The organism is Streptomyces canarius (genome assembly GCF_014650735.1).
In the GTDB taxonomy this organism is placed as follows: Bacteria; Actinomycetota; Actinomycetes; order Streptomycetales; family Streptomycetaceae; genus Streptomyces; species Streptomyces olivaceoviridis.
This window is the reverse complement of the sequence record NZ_BMVN01000007.1, coordinates 161184-180168: the sequence shown is the minus strand read 5'-3', so window position 1 is coordinate 180168 and position 18985 is coordinate 161184. Positions and strand designations below refer to the sequence as shown.

Below are 18985 nucleotides of genomic sequence, written 5' to 3'. Positions count from 1 at the left end.
CCGAGGGCGCGCGGGGTCACTGAAACAGAGCCGTACGGCGGGTACGGCCGTGCCCGGCTACAGTCCCGGGCCCGTGCCCAGGTTGCCGCCGGCGACGGTCTGGAGGACCGGGGCGAGGACACCGGCCTGGGGCAGCTTGGCGCCGGGGAGGCCGAAGTTGTTCCCGTCGGGCGCGGTCAAGGGGGCGTCGAGGGACAGGCCGGGGGCGAGGGCCCGCAGGTCGCCGGCGGGCGCGTCGGCGTCGAGGTGGTCGAAGCCGTCGCCCAGGAGGTGCGGCAGCGGAGCCCTGGCGTCCAGGCCGGGCAGCCCACTGGTCACCGGCAGCTGGGGCACGGTCCGGTCGGGGAGGAGCCGGCCGGTGACGTACCGGGGTCCGTCGGGGGCGCCCGGCTTCGGCAGCGGCAGCTCGGCGCCGAGCCTCGGCACCTCCATGCCGAGCGCCGTCGAGACACCGCCCAGGGGCACGGGGACGGGGACCGTACCGGCCGCCGCGGCCGGGGCGGCGGCCCCCACGGCGGCCGCGACGCCCGTGACGACGGCGGCAAGGGTTCCTCGGGTGGTCGGCTTCATGTCAGGTACGGTCCCTTTCAGGATGCGGGGTGTTCGACGTCCGTACCGCGTAACGAGTGGAAAACGCCTTCATTTCGCAATTCGCCCGAGTGCCGTAATAGTCAGCCCATCGGTCGGCTCCTCGGTCAGCTCGTCCAGAAGTCCCACCAGCGGGTCAGCACGGCGACTCGAACTGCAACCAGGACACGAACCCGGCGCCGAACAGGCATCCGGCCTCGAACAGCAGCCAATACCAGCCGGGGAAGCGGGCGTCGGCCGGCAGGCTCATGCCGACGCGGGCGACGACGCCGTAGGCCGCCAGGCCCAGCATTGGGTCGGGGAAGCCGAAGACCGACGCCTGCGCGCTCCTCAGGGTGATGTTCCACGAGGCCGGCAGGGCGGCACCGCGGCTGGGCTGCCGGCCTCGTGGGGCATCAGACGCGCAGGCTGCGGGCCGGCAGATAGGCGTGCGCGGCGGCGTTCGTCGTTTCCGGGGATCCCGCGAACGCGGCCAGCTCCGCGCCCTCGACCGGCCGGCGGGGGCCCGTCGTGGGGCAGACGCGCGTCGTGAACATGAAGTAGGTGTAACCGAGTTTCCCGACCGCCTTCAGCCACTCCGCCGGCGGGGTGACCTGGGTGGTGACGTGCGGCATCTGCACGACGATCTGGCCCGCGACGACCAGCATGCTGACCTTCAGGCTCGGCCGGGTGGTGCCGTCGACCGGGTCGCCGCCCACGGGCAGGCCCATCTCGTCGAGGAGCCGGGCCACGGCGGCGGACGCGGCCTCCGGGCCGTCCGGGCCGTCGCCCAGCGAGCAGGCGAGGAGACACGGCGTCCTGCCGTCGCCCTCCTCGTTCCTGGCCATCCAGGCGAGCAGGGCGAGCGTGCCGAGGTCGGCGGCGCGGAAGGGGCGGATTTCGCTGGATACTGAGGTCACCGCGCGACCATATCGACGGGCCGGGGCGTCACCCGGCGGCTTCTCACCCTTCCGGAGCAGCGCCCGGGGTCGCTCCACACGATCGGGGGACGGGGTCCCCGGCACGCGTCAGGGCCGGTCCGCACGGGTGCGGTACCGGCCCTGACGGGCGCGCGGGCGTCAGCGTCGCAGGGGCAGGCCGCCGAGCAGCCCCCGCTGGTTGAGGGTGGTGGTGGCGCCCTTCACGCTGCTGAGCACGGAGTCCTTGTTCTCCGTGTTCAGCGCGTCCGACTGGTGCTGCAACGGCATCAGATCCCGCACGGCGGGCGGCTTCTCGGCCAGCTCGGCGAGCGCGCCGTTGAGGCTCATCGGCGGCAGGTGCCGGGCGTCGTAGGCGAACGCGGGTGCGGCGACGCCGGCAAGGGCCACGGAACCGGCGACAACGACGGCGGCCTTCAGGGACTTCATCGTGTTCCTTTCTTCGGCAACTCACGTCACCCCGGGAATTCTGACGCCCTGCCTAACGATGTCCGGCCGGGGCGGAAACCCCGCACCGAGAAGACATATGAAATTGCCGTACGGTCCCAGGGTCCAGGTAATTCCCCACGTCAGCGTCAGCCGGCCGTCGGCTGGCTCGACTCCACGGGGAGGCTGGGCAGGGAGGGCAGGGATTCCACGCCGGGGGCGGGCGCGTCCTTGCCGAGGAGGGTCGTCCCCAGCAGGTCGACCAGGCCGGACACCACGTCGCCGGCGGACGACAGGATCTGGTCGAGCTGCTCGGTGACCGCCTTCACCAGGTTGTCGATCGCGGCCTGGAGGGAGGAGAGCGCGTCACTGGTCAGGTCGCGGGAGGAGGGCAGCTTGGCGATGCCGCCGTGCCACGTGGCCGCCCGCGCGGCCAGGGCCACCGGGACGGCGGGGGCCGCGTGAGCGACCGGCGACGCGGGGGTGGTGGGAGCGGTGGAGGCCGCGGGGGTGGTGGGTGCCGTGGAGGCCGCGGGCTTGACCGGGGTGCTCGGTACGGCGGCGGCGGTGGGCGCGGCGGGCTTGGCGGAGGTCGCGGGAGACGCGGGGGCGGTGGGCGCGGCGGAGGCCGTGGGCGCGGACGGCTTGGCGGACGCCGACGAAGTCGAGGACGCGGCCGGGGCGGTGGGGACCGCGGGCTTGGCGGCAGCCGTCGAAGAGGCCGATGCCGTGGGGGCGGCGGGGGACGTGGGGGCGGCGGGCTTCGTCGATGACGTGGAGGAAGTCACGGGTACGGTGGCTGCCGCGGGCTTGGCCGAGGTCGTCGAAGAGGCCGGGGCGGTGGGCGCGGCGGGCTTGGCCGAGGTCGCCGGGGACGCGGGGGCCGCGGGCTTGGCGGGGGCCGCGGACGTGGTGGCCGCTGCCGGCTTGGCGGGCGCCGAGGGGGCCGCGGGCTTGGCGGAACTCGCCGGAGACGCGGACGCCGTGGGCTTCGCGGAAGCCGCCGAAGACGCCGAAGACGCAGACGCCGTGGGCGTAGCCGCCGTCGGCTTCGCCGGTGCCGTGGACGCCGCGGGAGCCGTAGGTGCCGCGGGCTTCGCCGTGTTCGCGGGCGTGGCCGCCGTAGGTTTCGCCGCCGTCGTAGGCGTGGCCGCCGTAGGTTTCGCCGCCGTCGTAGGAGTGGCCGTCGGTTCGGTGGCCGGCTTCGCCGCTGTCGTGGGCGTCGTCTGAGCCGCAGGCTTCGCGGGCGTCGTAGGCGTCGCCGCCGCAGGCTTCGCGGGTGTCGCCGCCGTGGGCTGGACGGCTGCCGGGTGGACCGCCGCTGTCATCGGGGTGGCCGGTTTCGGGTCGGTGGCGGCCTTGGCGACGGCCGCCTTCGCCGCCTCGCCCAGTCGCCTGGCCTCGTCGGCGGGGAGCTTGCCCCGCTCCAGCGACCGGTTGAGCAGATCGACGACCGGACCGAGTGCGGAGTCCGCGTTGCCCAGCGCTCTGACCTGGGCGAGCAGTGTGTCCTTCTGCGCTGCCGAGACGGGCGCCCGGGAGGCGGCACGGTCATGCTCCCGGGCCGTGTCGGCGGCGACCGCGATCGGGCCGGTGATCCCGACCAGGACGGACGCGCAGAGGACGGTGGACGCGAGACGCCGGGCAGGCAGATCACGCATGGTGTTCCTTTCGGTGAACAGTGGGACCTGACCCCACCGTCGATTCACCGATCGCCCACCGCAACCGCTCACCTACGTGCTGTGACCCGTCTGGGGGCCACAAAACCGGCCGTCCACCCCGCGACGGACGAGCGGGACGGGCGGCCGGCCGAAGGGTTGCGCCCTGACGTCAGTCGCTGACGCAGGTGCTGCCGAACGCCGGGTTCAGCAGCGCGATGACGTCCACCGTGTTACCGCACACGTTGACCGGCACGTGGATCGGGACCTGAACGGCGTTGCCCGACAGCACACCGGGCGAGCCGGCGGCGAGTGCGCCCGCACCGGCATCGGCGGAGGCCACGCCGGCACCGCCGGCGACGGCCGCGACGGCGGCGGAGGTCAGGACCAGGCCCTTCGCGATACGCGACATGGAGAGGTGCTCCTTGGGATCGACACAAACATCCGGGCGGGATGCCCGGCGTTGTGTCAACGCCTGGCGCTCCCCGGGGTTGTGCCGCCAATGGAGTGACGTGCGAACGACACGCCTTCACAACTCCGACACACTTGAGCAGTTTCTGATGATTAGTCCGGTTAGCCGCTAGAGTTGCGACCCTCTCCAGCACGTGTGAAAGGGCTCCGCCGTCATGCGCAAGTTCCCGGGTCCGCTGCTGCGTACGACGGCGGGCGCCTCCGCCGCCCTCCCCTCCCGCGAGACGCTCACGCTCTCCCCCGGCCCCCGGCGTACGCCCGTCGCACGGCACGACCCCGCTGCTCCTGCGGACGACGTACCCGACTCCACGGTCATCGCACCGGGTGACGTGCCCGCCCGGCGGGTTCCGGCCTACGCCGACACGCTCGGCCACGGCGGCGACGGGTGCGATCTCGGCCGGGCTCCGCGACGGGGTGGTGACCAGCCGGGCATCCGGCTCGTTTCCCACGCGGACGCGGCACGGGCCGGCGTGCTCTTCGCCGCTGCGAACGCCCGGAGGTAACAGGCGCGTTCACGACCGCAGTCCCCAGAGCGCCCCCGTGAGCGAGGAACCCGCGAATGCACCATCCAGCACCCGGCCTTCGACCCCGGGTCCTGCACCTCACGCAACCCGTCGACGGCGGCGCCGCCCGGGTCGTGCTCGACCTGGCCCGCGCCCAGCTCGCGGCGGGCCTGCGGGTCACGGTGGCCTGCCCGGGCGGCGCACTCGCCGCCGACCTGCGGGAACTGGGCGCCGACGTCCGGAACTGGCGGGCGAGCCGGTCCCCGGGTCCCACTCTGCGGGGCGAGGTACGGCGGCTCGTACGCCTGATCGACGAGGTACGGCCCGAACTGGTGCACGCACACAGTGCGAAGGCCGGCCTGGCCGCGCGGCTCGCCGTCCGCGGGCGTGTCCCGACCGTGTTCCAGCCGCACGCCTGGTCCTTCGAGGCGGTCGGCGGCCTCACCGCGGGGCTCGCCCTGCGCTGGGAGCGGTGGGGGGCGCGCTGGGCGGACCGGGTGGTGTGCGTCAGCGAGGCGGAGCGTGCGACAGGTCTGCGCGCCGGGGTACGCGCGGCGTACGTGGTCATCCCGAACGGCATCGACACGACCCGTTTCGCACCGGCTCCGGCCGGCGGCACTCCCTCGACTCCCGTGACGGACGGCCACGGTCGCCCCGTCGACGCCGAAGACCGCCCCCTCGTCGTCTGTGTGGGCCGCCTCTGCCGGCAGAAGGGTCAGGACGTCCTGCTGCGCGCCTGGCAGGACGTCCTCGGCGTGCTGCCCCGGGCGAGGCTGGTGCTGGTCGGTGACGGCCCGGACCGGGAGGGCTTACGCCAACAGGCGCCCCCCTCGGTGCAGTTCACCGGTGCCGTGGCCGACCCCGTGCCCTGGTACCGGGCCGCCGACCTGGTGGTGCTCCCCTCGCGCTGGGAAGGCATGGCGCTCGCCCCGCTGGAGGCGCTGGGCTGCGGCACCCCCGTCGTCGTCACCGACGTCGACGGCGCCCGCGAGAGCCTGCCGCCGGCACTCGCCGCGCACTGCCTGGTACCGCCGGAGGACCCCGCGGCGCTGGCCGGCGCGATCACCGCGCTGCTGTGCGACCCACCGCTGCGCGCGGGGCTCGGCGACCAGGGCCGCCGGCACATCCTCTCCGCGCACGACGTACGGCACACCGCCGAACGGATCGCGTCCCTCTACGACGAACTCCTCGGCACCGCCGACACGGACTCCGACACCACCGGCACCGGCTCCAACACCGCTGACACAGGCCGCGACCCCGCCGCCCCAGCCCCCGGCACCACCGACACCCCCGGCAGCAGCCTCGGCAGCACCGATGCGGGCTCCGACGCAGCGGCCCCGAGCCCCGGCACCGCCGACACGGACTCCGACACCACCCACACGGACCCCGGCACCGCCGACACCGGCTCCAACACCGCCGACGCAGGCCGCGACCCCGCCGCCCCACCTCCCGGCACCGCCACCCCAGCCCCCGGCACCGCCGACACCGGACCCGGCCCCGCCTCTCCGGGCCCCGGTCCCGCCGGCCCATCCGGGGCCGGTGAAGCAGCCCAGCTCGTGTCCTCCGAGTGCAGGGAGTCCATCCACTCGTGACTGCGGAAAGCACCGTTCCCTCCCCCGGCTCGCAGCCATGGGACCACGGATTCTCGCCCGTCTCGGTGTTGCCGGCCCGCACCGCCGACGGCTTCCGGTTCCCGGTGCGGCGCCCACCCGCGCGGCCCGCCTCCCCGCTGCCGCTGCTCGCCGCCGACCTGCTCGCCGCGCTGGTGGGCGCGGTCGCGCTGGACGAGGCCGCCCGCCGGCCGGTGCTCGTCGCCGCGCTGGTGTCCGGCGCGCTGCTGCTGCGCCCGCACCCCGCGCGGCCGGTGCCCGGTGTGCTCGACGAACTCCCCGTGGTGTGCGGGCGGATCGCGGTGGCCTGGCTGGGCCTCGCCGCGCTGCTCGCCGCGTACGACCCCGAGCGCGCCCTCACCGTCCGGACCCTGCTGCTGGGCTGCGCGCTGCACACGGCGGCGGCCGGTGCGGGCCGGGGCGCGGTGTACTGGCGGCGCCGGGTCGGACTGCGCCGCCACCCGCGTCCCGCCCTGGTGATCGGGCCCGCGGCGACCGCGCAGCGGGTGGCCGCCGCACTGCTCCGCCGGCCGGGCTGCGGGGTGCGGCCGGTGGGCGTGGTCGCGGAACACCCGGACGGCACCGGCGGGCTGCCGGTGCTCACCACCGGTGAGGAGGTGGAGCGGGCGCTCATCCAGAACGGGGTCCGGGTCGTCCTCACCGTCCACCCGGCCGTGCGCACGGAGAAGGGGCCGCTGCTGCGGGCGCTCACCGAGTCCGGCTGCACGCTGTGGGAGGTGGACGTGGACAGTCCGGCGTACGAGATGCGCGACCGGCTCGCCGGGTTCGCCGTGCGCCGCCTGGACCTGGGCGCGCGGCGGCGGACGAGCGTGGCCAAGCGGCTGCTGGACATCGCGGTGTCCGGGGCGCTGCTGGTGCTGGTCAGCCCGCTGCTGCTGGTGTGCGCGGTGGTGCTGCGGCTCACCGACGGGCCCGGGGTGGTGTTCCGGCAGGAGCGCATCGGCGAGAACGGCCGTCCCTTCACGCTGCTGAAGTTCCGCACCCACCGCCCGGTCGACGAGCACGAGGCGGCCACCCGGTGGAGCGTGGCCGGCGAGCGGAGGATGAACCCGTTCTGCCGGTTCCTGCGGCAGGCGTCGCTGGACGAGCTGCTCCAGCTGTGGAACGTCTTCCTCGGCGACATGAGCCTGGTCGGCCCGCGCCCCGAACGGCCGTACTTCGTCGCCCGGTTCAGCCAGACCTACCCGGGGTACGCGGCCCGCCACCGCATGCGGACCGGCATCACCGGGCTCGCCCAGATCAACGGACTGCGCGGTGACACCTCGATCGAGGACCGGGCCCGTTTCGACAACGCCTACATCGACAACTGGTCGCTGTGGCAGGACGTCTGCATCCTGCTGCGCACCGCCGCCGCGCTGGTGCGGTCCACGGGGAGCTGACCGATGGTCCTCCCCCTGCCGCTCCGGCACCCCGCTCGGCTGTCCCCGGTGCTGCCGGTGCTGCCAGTGGTGGCCGTCGTCGCGCTGCTCGCGCTGCCCGTCGCCCCCGGTGAGGAGGGCGGCGCGGGTCCCGCCGACGCGGTGTCCGCGCTGGTCGTCGTCTTCTGCGGGGTACGGCTGCTGCGCGCGCGCCGCCGCCCGCTCACCCGGACCGCGGCGGTCCTCCTCGGCCTGCCGGTTCCCGGTCTGGCGCTGGCCGCGCTGCACGCGCTCTCGCCGGGCGCCGGGCTCACCGGCCTCGGCCGTTACCTCCAGGTCTTCGTCCTGGTCCCGGCCGCCGTCGTGCTCCTCGTCCGTGACCGGGCCGGCCTCCGGCTGCTGGCCTGGTCGTTCGTGGCGCTCGGGGCCTGGCAGGGGGCGGTCGGCACGCACCAGTACGCCACCGGCACCGGCGCCTCCTACCAGGGCCAGGACATCCGCGCGGTCGGCACCTTCGGGGTGTCGGACGTGATGGGCATGGCCACGGTGGTGTCGTTCGGGCTGGTGTGCGCGGTGGGTCTGGCGCTCGGCCGGACCTCGGCGCGGGAGCGGACGCTCGCCGTGTGCTGCGCGCTGGCCCTGTCGGTGCCGCTCGCCCTGTCCTTCAGCCGGGGCGCCTGGATCGCGACCGTGGTCACGCTCACCGTGCAACTGGTGCTGTCCGGGCCGCGCCGGGCGCTGAAGGTGGGCGCGGCGGCGGTGGCCGCGTGCGTGGTGCTGGTGGGCGGGCTGGGGGTGGGTACGGCGATGCTCCAGGAACGGGTCGACAGCATCACGCGGGTCACCGACGCGCCCGACCAGTCGGTCACCGACCGGTACACGATGTGGGCCGCGGCCGGCGCCATGTGGCGCGACCGCCCGCTGACCGGCGTCGGCCTGAAGGGCTTCCCCGAGTACCGCGACGGGTACGCCTCGCTCGCGCTGTCCTCGGGCAGCGACACCGAGGGCGCGGGAGCCGCGTTCCGCCGGCAGCCGCTGCTGTCGCCGCACAACATGTACCTGCTGGTCCTCAGCGAACAGGGCCTGATCGGGCTGCTGTGTCTCGCGGGCGGCTGGATCGCCCTGCTGGTGTGCGCGCTGCGCGGCCTGTGCCGGACCCGCGCGTCCGGCGGCCGGGGCCTGGACTGCGCGCTGGTCGCCTGCGGGTTGCTGGTGTGGCAGCTCGTGGACTTCGCGTACGCCGACATCGGCGGCCCGTCGACCGTGCTGACGGCGGTGTGCTTCGGCCTGATCGCCTGGTGGGCGCTGATCGGCGGTGACCAGGTGGGCTCCGCGGAGCGCACCGCCGTACCGGCCGGACGGGGCAGCCGGCCCGGGGAGGCGGTACTGCGATGACGGCGCCGGCGCCCTGTACGCCCCCCACGTCCGCCGCGTTCCGCGCTCGGCCGCGCTCCCGGAGGCCGCCGCGATGATGCCGCCCAGAACCGACGGAACGCCGGCCCCGGAACCCGGCGCGCCCTTCCGCTCGACGCTCGACACGGAACCGGAAGCCAACGCGCCCCGGCCGACGCCCGACCCGGAACCAGAGGCCCACGCGTCCCGGCGACCGGCGCTCCACGCGGACCCTGAACCCAGCGCGCCCCGGCGACCGGTGCTCGGCCTCGGACCGCAGGCGCACGCACCCGGCCGGCCGGCACCCGGCGCACGACCGGAACCCGGCCCGGTCCGGCCGAAACGCAGCACGGAACCAGAACCCGGCCCACCCCGGCCAACACCCGACACGAACCCGCACCTCGGCCCACCCCAGCCAACGCTCGACACGAACCCGCAACCCGAGCCGCCCCAGCCAACACCCGACACGAACCCGCACCTCGGCCCACCCCAGCCAACGCTCGGCACGAACCCGCACCTCGGCCCACCCCGGCCAACGCTCGGCGCGGATCCCGAACCCGAGCCGCCCCAGCCGACGCTCGGCACGAACCCGCAACCCGGGCCGTCCGCGCCGTCCCGGCCGGCGTTCGGTGTGGGACCGGCAGGTGGTGGCCAGGGAGTGAGCCTGCCCATCGCCCGGCCGGCCGAGGCGGCCACGGTGGCGGGGCCGTTCCACCCCCCGGTGTCCCTTCCTGCCGATCCTGCCGAACACGCGCCGCCCACGCGGCGTTTCCTCGCTCAGGCCACTCTCGTCACCGCCTCGCTCTCCATGGCGGCGGCGCTGCTCGGGCTGGTGCGGGACCAGTCGCTGGCCCGGCTGTTCGGAGCCGGGCGGGACACGGACGCCTTCCTGGTCGCCTGGACGGTGCCGGAGTTCGCGGCCACGCTGCTGATCGAGGACGGGCTGGCCTTCGCGCTGATCCCGGCGTTCAGCATGGCCCTGGCCCGCCGCGCGCAGGGCGCGCCGGGGGATCCGGTGCGGTCGCTGGTGGCCGGCACCCTGCCCCGGCTGGCCCTGGGATTCACGGCGGTCGGGGCGCTGCTCGCGGTGGCCGCGCCGCAGTTCGTCGCCGTGCTCGCGCCGGGACTGCCCGACCCCGCTCTCGCCGTGGACTGCACCCGGCTCACCGCGACCTGTGTGCTGAGCTTCGGCCTCGCCGGGTACTCCAGCGCCGCCCTCAGGGCCCACCGCCGCTTCCTGGCACCGGCCGCGATCTACCTCGCGTACAACGTCGGCATCATCACGGCGATGTACGCGCTCGGTGGCCGGTGGGGCGTGCGGTCGGCCGCGTTCGGGGTGGCGGCGGGCGGCTGTCTGATGGTGCTGGTCCAGCTCCCGCCCCTGGTACGGCAGTTGCGTCGCCGCCGGACCGGCGGAACGGACGCCGGGGCCGCCGCCGTCGCGCAGCCGCTGGCGGTGCCGCTGCTGGCCACCGTGCTGCTGTTCGCGCTGTGCCGGCAGTCGCAGGTGCTGATCGAACGGTTCCTCGCCTCCGAACTGCCCGCCGGGGCCATCTCGCACCTGAACTACGCGCAGAAGGTCGCGCAGATCCCGATGACGTTGTCGATGATGCTGTGCACGGTCACCTTCCCGGTGGTGGCGCGGGCGCTGGCCGACGGCGACACGGAGCGGGCCCGGGACCGGGTGGAGCGGGATCTGGCGCTGGCCGGCTGTCTGGTGCTGCTCGGCACGGCGGCCGTCGTGGCCTGTGCCCCGCAACTGATCGGGCTGTTGTTCCAGCGCGGCGCGTTCACGGCCCGGGACACCGCGGCGACCGCCGGTGTGATGCGGGTCTACGCGCTCGGTCTGCTCGGCCAGACGCTGACCGGCGTCCTGGTCCGCTCCTACTTCTCGGCGGGCCGCGCCGCCTGGTACCCGGTGGCCGCCATGGCCGCGGGCATCGTCGCGACCTCCTGGACCGGTGCCTGGACGCTGGGGCCCTGGGGGGTCACCGGGATCGCCGCCGCGAACGCCACGGGCATCACCCTCACCGCCGTCCTGCTCCTCGCCGGGATGCGGCGCCGCAGCGTGCCCATCCGGACCGGGCCGGTGCTGCGCGAGCTGAGCCGGCCGCTGCGGGCGGCGACGGTGGCCACCGTGGCCGGCGGATTCGTGGGGAGCATACCGGCGGGCCCGCTCGCCGGGCTGGCCGCCGGCGGAGCCACGGTGACCGTCGTGTTCGTCCTGCTCGGCTGGGCGCTGGGCGCCCAGGGCTTCGCCCCCGCACTCCGTTCCGTACGCACCCTCACCCGAAAGCTCGCCCATGCCGCCCTTCGTTGAGTCCCCGGCCCCCACTCGGCACCTCGCCCCCGGCCCGGTCCCGTGGATCGCCATGTACCACTCGGTCGGCGACTGCTCCGACGACCCGTACCGCCTCACGGTCGGCCCGGACCGGCTGGAGCGGCAGTTGCGCTGGCTGCGCCGGCGGGGGCTGCGCGGGGTGTCGGTCGCCGAACTGCTCGCCGCCCGGGCCCGGGGCGAGGGACGGGACCTGGTGGCGCTCACCTTCGACGACGGGTACGCCGACTTCCTCGGCAACGCCCTGCCGCTGCTGATCCGTTGGGGGTGCACGGCGACCCTGTTCGTGCTGCCCGGCCGGCTCGGCGGCGACAACGCCTGGGACCCCCTCGGCCCGCGCAAGCCGCTGCTGACCGCCGACGGCATCCGGCGGGCCGCCGCCGCGGGCATGGAGATCGGCTCGCACGGCCTCACCCACGTAGACCTCACCCGGGCCGACGACGCCCTGCTGAAGGCCGAGACCGCCGAGAGCCGGGCGGTGCTGGAGGAACTGACCGGCACCCCGGTCACCGGCTTCTGCTATCCGTACGGCACGGTCGACGGGCGTGCCGTGGAGGCCGTACGGGAGGCCGGTTACGCCTACGCCTGCGCCATCGACCCCGGTGAGCTCACCGGGCCGCACGTCCTGCCGCGCGTGTACATCGGGCAGAACGACACCGCCGTGCGCCTGTTCCTGAAGTACCGGCTGCACCGGCTGCGCCGGCGGCCCGTCGAGGGGCTGCGGTGAAGGCCCTGCACATCATCACCGGGCTCGGCGTGGGCGGCGCCGAGCAGCAACTGCGGCTGCTGCTGCGGCACCTGCCGGTCGCGTGCGAGGTGGTGACCCTGACCAACCCCGGGCCGGTGGCCGACGGGCTGGCGGCCGACGGGGTCCGGGTGACCCACCTGGGCATGGCCGGGAACCGCGACCTGGCCGCGCTGCCCCGGCTGGCCCGGCACATCCGGCGCGGCCGGTACGACCTCGTGCACACCCATCTCTACCGGGCCTGCCTGTACGGCCGGATCGCCGCCCGGCTGGCCGGGGTCCGCGCGGTCGTCGCCACCGAACACTCCCTCGGCGACTCGCAGCTGGAGGGCCGTCCGCTCACCGCGGGGGTCCGCGCGCTGTACCTGCTGGGCGAGCGGCTGGGCCGGTCCACCGTCGCCGTCTCCCCCACGGTCGCCGCCCGGCTCGCCCGCTGGGGGGTGCCCGGGCCGCGCATCGCGGTCGTGCCCAACGGCATCGACCTGGCGCGGTTCGCCTTCGACCCGGACGCCCGCCGGCGCACCCGCGACCGGCTCGGGCTGCCCGCCGACGCGTTCGTCATCGGCGGCGTCGGCCGGCTCATCCCCGGCAAACGCTTCGACCTGCTGATCCGCGCCCTCGCCCGGCTGCCCGCCGACTGCCGGCTGCTGCTGGTCGGCGGCGGCCCGGAGGAGCCCGCGCTGCGGCGGGCCGCGCGGGAGGCGGGGGTCGCCGGGCGGGTGCTGTTCGCCGGGGAGCGGCCGTACCTGCCCGACGGCTCGTCCGGGCCCGCTCTGCCCGCGCTGGCGGCGGCGATGGACGTGCTCGCCGCGCCCTCCCCCGAGGAGGCGTTCGGCCTCGCGGTCGTGGAGGCGCTGGCGGCCGGGCTGCCGGTGCGCTACACCTCCTGCCCCGCCCTAGAGGACCTGCCGCCCGGGGCCGCCCCGGACGCGGTGCGGGTCCCGTGCGACGCCGGCGCCTACGCCCGCGCGCTCGCCGAGGTCCGCGCCGCCGGGCCCGGCCCGCGTACCGCCCCCGAGGCGGCCCGCCACTACTGCATCACCCGCAGCGCCGCCCGGCTGATGGACGTCTACACGGCGGCGCTCGCCCGCACGGTCCCCCCGTCCCGATCCCCCGAGGGAGTCATCCCGTCATGACCGACAACCGCGTCCACCGCCGCCCCCTGCGTCCCTCCCGTCTCCGTGCGCTGCCGCCCTGGTCGCTGGTGGCGGCCGGTGTCCTCGCGGGCGGGCTGCTGGGCGGCGGGTACGGCGTGCTCAGGGCCCCGGAGTACACGGCGACCAGCTATGTCGTCGCCGTCCCCACCGAGCGGTCCGACACCGCCACCGCGCTCGGCTTCGCGCAGGCCTACGGCCGGGTCGCCACCCAGGTGGCGGTGCTCGGCGACGCCCAGGTGTGGGCCGGGGTGCCGGCGGCCACCCTGCGCGACAGCGTGCGCGCCGCGACCTCGCCGGACGCGCCCATGGTCGCCGTGTCCGCCACCTCCGACCGCCCGGCGCGGGCCGCCGACATGGCCAACGCGGTGGCCCGCGCGCTCACCCGGCACGCCGACGCCGCCGAGGCCGACACGCACGTCGAACTCGTGCAGTTCTCCCGCGCGGTGACGCCCAGCGCGCCCACCTCGGCGTCCGCCGGGGTGACCGGACTCGTCGGGGCGAGCGCGGGCGGACTGCTCGGCGCCCTCGCACTGCTGGTCCGCCCGAGGCGGCGGCAGGAGGAGACGCTCCGCCCGGCCTCGGTGCCCGGTCCGGCCCTGGCCGCCGACGCGCACGGCCAGCTGTGACCGCCACCTACCCGGCGGGCCTCGCGCGTCCCACCCGTCACCCGGAACTGGTCACCGAACTCGTCACCGACGAGGACGCCTTCGCGGCCCTGGGCCCCGCCTGGGGGCGGCTGCACGCGCGGTGCGCCGCCGCGACCCCGTTCCAGAGCCATGCCTGGCTGTACTCGTGGTGGCGGTCGTACGGCCGGCGCGGGCGGCTCCGGCTGCTCGTGGTGCGCGCGGGCCGGGAGCTGGTGGCCGTCGCGCCGCTGATGCTGGTCCGCCGGCCGCTGCCCGCGCTGGTGCCGCTCGGCGGGACGATCTCCGACTACACGGACGTGCTGCTGGACGACGGCGACGACGGGCGGGCGGCCGGCGCGCTCACCGAGGCGCTCATTGACGCGGCGCGCACGGCGCTGGTCGACTTCCGGGAGGTGCGCCCGGGAGGTGCGGTGGAAGGGGTCTACGACCGCTGGCGCGGGCCGCGCCGCACGCTCCGCGACTCGCCGTGCCTGGAACTGCCCGCCGTGTCCATGGAGGAGCTGATCGCCCGGCTGCCGTCGAAGAAGTCGGCGCAGCGGGTGCGGGCCAAGCTGCGCCGGCTGACCGCGCTGGGCGTGCAGCGGCGGACGGTGGGCCCGGAAGAGGTCGACGCGGCGCTCGACCGGCTGCTGGAGCTGCACCGGATGCAGTGGCAGGGGCGGAAGGTGACGAGCGAGCATCTGCGGCCCCGGTTCCGCGAGCACCTGGTGCGCGCGGTGTGTCCGATGGTGCGCTCGGGGGACGCGGTGGTCACCGAGTTCCGGCTCGGCGAGGAGGTGGTGGCCGTCGACCTGACCCTGCTCTCGGGCAGCCTGGCCGGCGGCTACCTCTACGGCGCGCATCCGGGCCTGCGGCAGCGGAAGGCGGACGTGGCGGTGATACTGCTGGACGCCTGCACCGAGCACACGGGTGGCGGCCGGCGGGGCACGCTGAGCCTGCTGCGCGGCGACGAGCCGTACAAGCACCACTGGCGGCCCGAGCGGGTCGTCAACCGGCGGCTGCTCATGGCCCGGCGGCGCACCGCACCGCTGCTGACCGCCGCGCTGTGCGACGCGACCGTCCGGCAGCGGGGCCGGGAGGCGTTGCAGCGGTGGCGGGAGCGGGCTTAGCGGGTCCGCGACCAGGAGTCGAAGGGGAAGCAGAGGTCTGGGCCGAGCCAGTACCCGGCCCAGTCGCCCAGGCCCAGCGGCGAGCAGTCGGCCGGGGGCTCGGTGGTGGGCGCCGGCGTGGGGGCCGGGGGCGGCGTGGGCAGCGGGGCGGGCTGCTCGGTGCGGCCGTACAGGGCGGCCCGGTAGATCCGGGACGAGCGGGGATTGGCCGAGCACTGCCACACGCCGTGCGGGCAGTAGTCGGTCAGCGTGTTGTACAGCGGCTTGTGCGCGTCGATCCAGTCGAGCATGCGCCGCATGTACTCGGCGTTGTCACCATTGCGGAAGAGCCCCCACTCCGGATAGGAGATCGCCTTGCCGTGGGCCTTCGCGAAATCCACGTGCTGCTGGAGGCCGTACGGCTCGGTGACCTGGTCGTCGAAGGACAGCCCGCTCGGCTGGTCGTAGGAGTCCATGCCGATGATGTCGACCGTGGCGTCCCCGGGGTAGCACTCCGTCCACGGTACGGCGTCCCGGCCGCGGCTCGGCGCGAAGTCGAACCGGAACTTCTGTCCCGGCACCGAGCGCATGGTGGCGACGATCCTGTTCCAGTACGTCTTCCATGCCTCGGGGTCCGGTCCGCAGCGGTGGGTGTAGGTGGTGCCGTTCATCTCCCAGCCGAGCACGATCACCGTGTCCGGCACCTCCAGTTCCACCAGCCGCTGGGCGAGGGCCCTGAAGTGGTGGTCGAACGCGCCGTCCGCGGCCTGCCGCAGCAGCCACCGCACCTGGACGTCCGAGAGGTCCTCCTCGTTGCGCTCCTGCATCGGCACGTTGAGGACGAGTGTCCGGTCCGCCTTCTCGTGCCGCCACCGCGCCCATACGTCCAGGAAGCCGGGCGCTCCCTCGATGTCCCGCCAGCGGTCGCCGGGCAGATAGGTGTGGGCGACCTTCAACTCGGTCCCGCCGAGCCACTGACTCACCTCGGCCATGCGCGCGACACCGCGCGGCCCGGAGTCGAGGAACACCCCGAAGTCCGCGACGGCCCGACCGGACGCGGGAGGCACCGGACTCTGCGACGGGGTGGCGGGGAGCGGGACGGGCGGTGTCACCGGTGCGGGGGCCGGTGGAACGGGCGGGGTGGAGGCGGCCGTCGGAGTCGCCAGGGCCGTCGGGAGCGGGGTGGGCGGGACGGCGGCCCGCGCCGTCCCGGGGCCCGTGCTCAGCCCGGGGCCGGCCGCCAGGGTGACCGACGCGACGATCGCCGCCGCGAGGACGGCGGCCGGCCGACTGGACCGGGCCCTGCGCTGTCGCGGAGCCATGCCCGCTCCTTTCCCCACTGCCCTTCGAAGTCCGCCCCGCGCCATCCGGCACCTGACGCACAGTCACATACGGCCCGGCCGGCTGGGCGTGCGTGGGGGGCGGGCCGGGATCGCGCCGGTACGGCGGGTGGCGTGGGGGCCGGGCGCGGTCGGGTGCCGGGCCCTCGGTCCGGCACCCGGTGCGCTAGCGACGGGAGGCGGACCGGCCTCGCCGGTACAGGACGGCACCGGCCGCGATCAGGGCGGCGCTCGCGGCCGAGGTCGCGATCATGGCCGGGCCGTCACCACCGGTGTGCGCGAGCACGGGCGGCTCCTCGGGGTACTCCCCACCAGGCGGCGTGGCGTGGCCGCCACCGGGGGGCGTGCCCTCCTCGCCGCCGTAGGGAGGCGTGCTCTCCTCACCGCCGTAGGGAGGCCGGGTGGTCTCCTCACCGCCGTACGGAGGCGGAGTCGTCTGGCCACCGCCATAGGGAGGCGGGGTCGTCTTGCCGCCACCATACGGAGGGGCGGAGTGGCCGCCGCCATACGGAGGCGGGGTCGTCTCGCCACCGCCGTACGGAGGCGGGGTCGTCTCCTCGCCACCATAGGGGGGCGGGGTCGCCTTGGCACCACCATACGGAGGCGCGGAGTGGCCGTCACCGTACGGAGGCGCGGAGTGGCCGCCGCCGGAGGGAGGCGTGGAGTGGTGGCCGTCCGAGCTGCCGTACCCGGAGTCGCCCGAGTCGCCGTACCCCGTGTTCCCCGAACCACCGTGACCCGAGTTCTGCGAACCGCCGTTCCCGGAGTCGGCGTGCTCCTCGTCGGCGCTTTCGCTCCGTCGGCCGTGCGTGGCGCAGGAGTTGGCGAACGCCGGGTTCAGCGCGGCGGCGGCGTCGACGGAGTTGCCGCAGACGTTGACCGGGATGTTCACGGGGATCTGGATGGTGTTCCCGGACAGCACCCCGGGGGAGCCCTGTGCGGCACCGTGCGCGCCGGAGTCGGCGAGTGCGGAGCCGCCGTACAAGGACAGCACGCCGGTCGCGGCGGCGGCCACGGCCATGCCCTTGCTGAGTGTCTGTCGCAATCTCGTGGTCTTTCCTGCTCGAAGAAATGGGAAGGCCGGCCCCGGAGCGCGGAATCGACGGATCGGCGGTCCGGGGCCGGCCAGCGCGCAGCCAGGGGCTGGTGCGGTGTGCCGCGTCGTCAGTGAATGTCGCCGTTGATGCAGGTGTTGCCTGCCGCCGGGTTCAGCAGACCGATGACGCTGATCGTGTTGCCGCAGAGGTTGATCGGAATGTGGATCGGGACCTGGACGACGTTTCCGGACAGGAGGCCCGGGGAGTTCGCGGCGGCGCCATTGGACTCGGAGTCGGCGAAGGCGGGTCCGGCCAGGCTCAGGGCCAGGATGGCGCCCGCAACGGCAGCAGCGGTCTTCTTCATGAACGTTCCCTTCTCTGGGGTCATGCCCCAATGACGACCAGAACCGTGTGAGCACGACGTGAACGGTCGCGGCACGGAACGAGAGATTGACACAACAGGACACCGCGGAACGCGGACCGCACGACAATCACTCGATCGCACCCGCTCTCTCACACGTTTCCCTTCGCCCTCCCTCGCCGAAATACGTGGAAAAAGGCCCGGGAAGTCCGCGGACAACGCAGCGGACGACCCGGGCCCTGCCCTTTCGGCTCAGCTTTCGCCGTTGGCCGAGAGGACCGACAGGTCCTCCAGGACGTGCGAGACCGCACCGTCGCGCTTGGCGTTGGTGGAGTTGTCGTTGCACTGCTGTTGCAGGTGGTCCGACAGGATCGGGATGTCCTGGGCGGTGACGCCGATGAGGGCGTCGACCGCGACGTCGACGTCCTGGACGCCGACACACGGCTTGTTGAGCGAACCCTGCACCAGCGAGAGCTGCGGGCTCATGTCGCCCTTGGTCGCCGAGTTGCCCCACGACGACGCGGCGCCGTTGCCATTCGCGACGGTCGGTCCGTCGTCGTTGCCGATGGCAAGCGCCTGCGGCGCGGCCGCCACCGCCATTCCCACGACAGAAGCGGCGGTCGCGGCGGCGACCATTGCCTTCTTGAGCACTTCGCGTTCCTTTCCTCGTAGCGACGCATGCCCTACGGCCTCATCAACCCGGTGCATCAGGAATGGTTCCGCTGATTCACTCGGTTGGAGCGCGATTGCCTGGGGGGTGACGAGAGGTCATCAATCCGAAAAGCACACCACCAGCCCACCGCATCGGCCGTCGGGGTGAACGGGAGAAACCAGGATGGGTCAGCGGAGTTGACCAGTGCGCTCCGGTGGACGGGGTTTCCTCAGAAAGGACTGGCCAGTGATCAAGAAGATTGTTGCCACTGCGGCCGTCGCCGCTTCCGCCATGGGCGCCTCCGCCGCCGCGGCACCGCAGGCGCTGGCGCTCGGGAACGACAGCGGCCCGACCGCCGCCAATGGCAACGGTGCCTGGCAGAGCTACGGCAACTCGGCCACGTACGGGAACATGAGCCCGCAGATCGCCCTGATCCAGGGCTCTTTCAACAAGCCGTGCATCGCCCTGAACGACATTCCGGTCGGCGTCGGCGCCCTCATCGGTGTCAACGTTCAGGACATCCCGATCCTCTCGGACCACATGCAGCAGCAGTGCACCGAGAACTCCTCGAACGTCAAGCGCGACGGCGCGCTGGCGCACCTGCTGGAGGACGTGTCGATCCTGTCCGAGAACTCCGAATCCGGTCACTGATCCCGGTCCTTGGAGCGGGTCGCCG

Annotated in this window: 19 protein-coding genes and 2 pseudogenes; 11 read left to right on the top strand and 10 right to left on the bottom strand. The window is 74.5% G+C overall.

Annotated elements, in window-relative coordinates:
- Positions 1-57 precede the first annotated feature (57 nt).
- The 5 genes and pseudogenes from IE294_RS13080 to IE294_RS13060 all read right to left on the bottom strand — a co-directional run bounded on the left by IE294_RS13080 (position 58) and on the right by IE294_RS13060 (position 2374).
- Entirely contained in the window at positions 58-570 is a 513-nt protein-coding gene (locus tag IE294_RS13080) for a hypothetical protein (protein WP_189885524.1), read from the bottom strand.
- Positions 571-733: 163 nt separating this feature from the next.
- Positions 734-1012 (bottom strand): annotated as a pseudogene (locus tag IE294_RS13075) (vitamin K epoxide reductase family protein); the annotation flags it as partial.
- On the bottom strand, positions 984-1487 hold the full coding sequence (locus IE294_RS13070; RefSeq protein WP_189885522.1) for a DUF5949 family protein: 504 nt from the start codon (positions 1485-1487) through the stop codon (positions 984-986). The pseudogene IE294_RS13075 and the gene IE294_RS13070, both read right to left, overlap by 29 nt.
- Positions 1488-1646: 159 nt before the next feature.
- Positions 1647-1934 (bottom strand): hypothetical protein, encoded by a 288-nt coding sequence (locus IE294_RS13065; RefSeq protein ID WP_189885520.1) that lies wholly within the window; start codon positions 1932-1934, stop codon positions 1647-1649.
- Positions 1935-2080: 146 nt separating this feature from the next.
- Complete coding sequence (locus IE294_RS13060; protein WP_189885518.1) at positions 2081-2374, bottom strand: hypothetical protein; 294 nt, start codon at positions 2372-2374, stop codon at positions 2081-2083.
- A gap of 94 nt (positions 2375-2468) precedes the next feature.
- Here IE294_RS13060 and IE294_RS13055 point away from each other — a divergent pair, with 94 nt between their 5' ends.
- The gene (locus IE294_RS13055) at positions 2469-3161 is read left to right on the top strand and encodes a hypothetical protein (protein ID WP_229917146.1); all 693 of its coding nucleotides are present in this window, start codon (positions 2469-2471) and stop codon (positions 3159-3161) included.
- Positions 3162-3761: 600 nt separating this feature from the next.
- Here IE294_RS13055 and IE294_RS13050 read toward each other — a convergent pair.
- Positions 3762-4001: a chaplin gene (locus tag IE294_RS13050; protein WP_189885514.1), complete on the bottom strand. Its 240-nt coding sequence runs from the start codon at positions 3999-4001 to the stop codon at positions 3762-3764.
- Positions 4002-4215: 214 nt separating this feature from the next.
- Between IE294_RS13050 and IE294_RS13045 the strand changes: the two genes are divergently transcribed.
- The 9 genes and pseudogenes from IE294_RS13045 to IE294_RS13005 all read left to right on the top strand — a co-directional run bounded on the left by IE294_RS13045 (position 4216) and on the right by IE294_RS13005 (position 14940).
- Entirely contained in the window at positions 4216-4563 is a 348-nt protein-coding gene (locus IE294_RS13045; protein WP_189885512.1) for a hypothetical protein, read from the top strand.
- Between the two features lie 56 nt (positions 4564-4619).
- Positions 4620-5759, top strand: a pseudogene (locus IE294_RS13040) (glycosyltransferase); the annotation flags it as partial.
- Between the two features lie 392 nt (positions 5760-6151).
- Entirely contained in the window at positions 6152-7573 is a 1422-nt protein-coding gene (locus IE294_RS13035) for an exopolysaccharide biosynthesis polyprenyl glycosylphosphotransferase (protein WP_189885510.1), read from the top strand.
- 3 nt (positions 7574-7576) lie between these two features.
- Positions 7577-8947 (top strand): O-antigen ligase family protein, encoded by a 1371-nt coding sequence (locus tag IE294_RS13030; RefSeq protein WP_189885503.1) that lies wholly within the window; start codon positions 7577-7579, stop codon positions 8945-8947.
- Between the two features lie 655 nt (positions 8948-9602).
- The gene (murJ, locus tag IE294_RS13025; protein ID WP_189885501.1) at positions 9603-11264 is read left to right on the top strand and encodes a murein biosynthesis integral membrane protein MurJ; all 1662 of its coding nucleotides are present in this window, start codon (positions 9603-9605) and stop codon (positions 11262-11264) included.
- Positions 11265-11316: 52 nt separating this feature from the next.
- On the top strand, positions 11317-12009 hold the full coding sequence (locus tag IE294_RS13020) for a polysaccharide deacetylase family protein (protein WP_306433439.1): 693 nt from the start codon (positions 11317-11319) through the stop codon (positions 12007-12009).
- Positions 12006-13163, top strand: a complete 1158-nt coding sequence (locus IE294_RS13015) for a glycosyltransferase (protein WP_189885497.1) — start codon at positions 12006-12008, stop codon at positions 13161-13163. Before IE294_RS13020 ends, IE294_RS13015 begins: the two co-directional genes overlap by 4 nt.
- A complete protein-coding gene (locus IE294_RS13010; RefSeq protein ID WP_189885495.1) occupies positions 13160-13810 on the top strand; it encodes a YveK family protein in 651 nt (216 codons plus the stop codon). The genes IE294_RS13015 and IE294_RS13010 overlap by 4 nt, the downstream gene beginning before the upstream one ends.
- Positions 13807-14940, top strand: a complete 1134-nt coding sequence (locus IE294_RS13005) for a GNAT family N-acetyltransferase (protein ID WP_189885493.1) — start codon at positions 13807-13809, stop codon at positions 14938-14940. The genes IE294_RS13010 and IE294_RS13005 overlap by 4 nt, the downstream gene beginning before the upstream one ends.
- Here IE294_RS13005 and IE294_RS13000 read toward each other — a convergent pair.
- The 4 genes from IE294_RS13000 to IE294_RS12985 all read right to left on the bottom strand — a co-directional run bounded on the left by IE294_RS13000 (position 14937) and on the right by IE294_RS12985 (position 18308).
- Positions 14937-16241 (bottom strand): glycoside hydrolase family 26 protein, encoded by a 1305-nt coding sequence (locus IE294_RS13000; RefSeq protein ID WP_189885491.1) that lies wholly within the window; start codon positions 16239-16241, stop codon positions 14937-14939. The two genes, IE294_RS13005 and IE294_RS13000, sit on opposite strands and share 4 nt — an antisense overlap.
- Before the next feature lie 184 nt (positions 16242-16425).
- Positions 16426-17304, bottom strand: coding sequence for a chaplin (locus tag IE294_RS49325; protein ID WP_189885489.1), 879 nt, complete (start codon positions 17302-17304; stop codon positions 16426-16428).
- A 119-nt stretch (positions 17305-17423) separates the two neighbouring features.
- Positions 17424-17660: a chaplin gene (locus tag IE294_RS12990; protein ID WP_229917144.1), complete on the bottom strand. Its 237-nt coding sequence runs from the start codon at positions 17658-17660 to the stop codon at positions 17424-17426.
- Positions 17661-17909: 249 nt separating this feature from the next.
- The gene (locus IE294_RS12985) at positions 17910-18308 is read right to left on the bottom strand and encodes a rodlin (RefSeq protein WP_189885485.1); all 399 of its coding nucleotides are present in this window, start codon (positions 18306-18308) and stop codon (positions 17910-17912) included.
- A gap of 247 nt (positions 18309-18555) precedes the next feature.
- On the opposite strand from IE294_RS12985, the gene IE294_RS12980 reads away from it, so the two are divergent.
- Positions 18556-18960 (top strand): rodlin, encoded by a 405-nt coding sequence (locus tag IE294_RS12980; RefSeq protein ID WP_189885483.1) that lies wholly within the window; start codon positions 18556-18558, stop codon positions 18958-18960.
- The last annotated feature ends 25 nt before the right edge of the window (positions 18961-18985 follow it).

Bases quoted from the DNA above. Each gene is read 5' to 3' on its own strand.
- IE294_RS13080 (WP_189885524.1), bottom strand. From the start codon at position 570: ATGAAGCCGACCACCCGAGGAACCCTTGCCGCCGTCGTCACGGGCGTC.
- IE294_RS13065 (WP_189885520.1), bottom strand. From the start codon at position 1,934: ATGAAGTCCCTGAAGGCCGCCGTCGTTGTCGCCGGTTCCGTGGCCCTT.
- IE294_RS13050 (WP_189885514.1), bottom strand. From the start codon at position 4,001: ATGTCGCGTATCGCGAAGGGCCTGGTCCTGACCTCCGCCGCCGTCGCG.
- IE294_RS13045 (WP_189885512.1), top strand. From the start codon at position 4,216: ATGCGCAAGTTCCCGGGTCCGCTGCTGCGTACGACGGCGGGCGCCTCC.
- IE294_RS13030 (WP_189885503.1), top strand. From the start codon at position 7,577: ATGGTCCTCCCCCTGCCGCTCCGGCACCCCGCTCGGCTGTCCCCGGTG.
- IE294_RS13020 (WP_306433439.1), top strand. From the start codon at position 11,317: ATGTACCACTCGGTCGGCGACTGCTCCGACGACCCGTACCGCCTCACG.
- IE294_RS13010 (WP_189885495.1), top strand. From the start codon at position 13,160: ATGACCGACAACCGCGTCCACCGCCGCCCCCTGCGTCCCTCCCGTCTC.
- IE294_RS13000 (WP_189885491.1), bottom strand. From the start codon at position 16,241: ATGGCTCCGCGACAGCGCAGGGCCCGGTCCAGTCGGCCGGCCGCCGTC.
- IE294_RS12990 (WP_229917144.1), bottom strand. From the start codon at position 17,660: ATGAAGAAGACCGCTGCTGCCGTTGCGGGCGCCATCCTGGCCCTGAGC.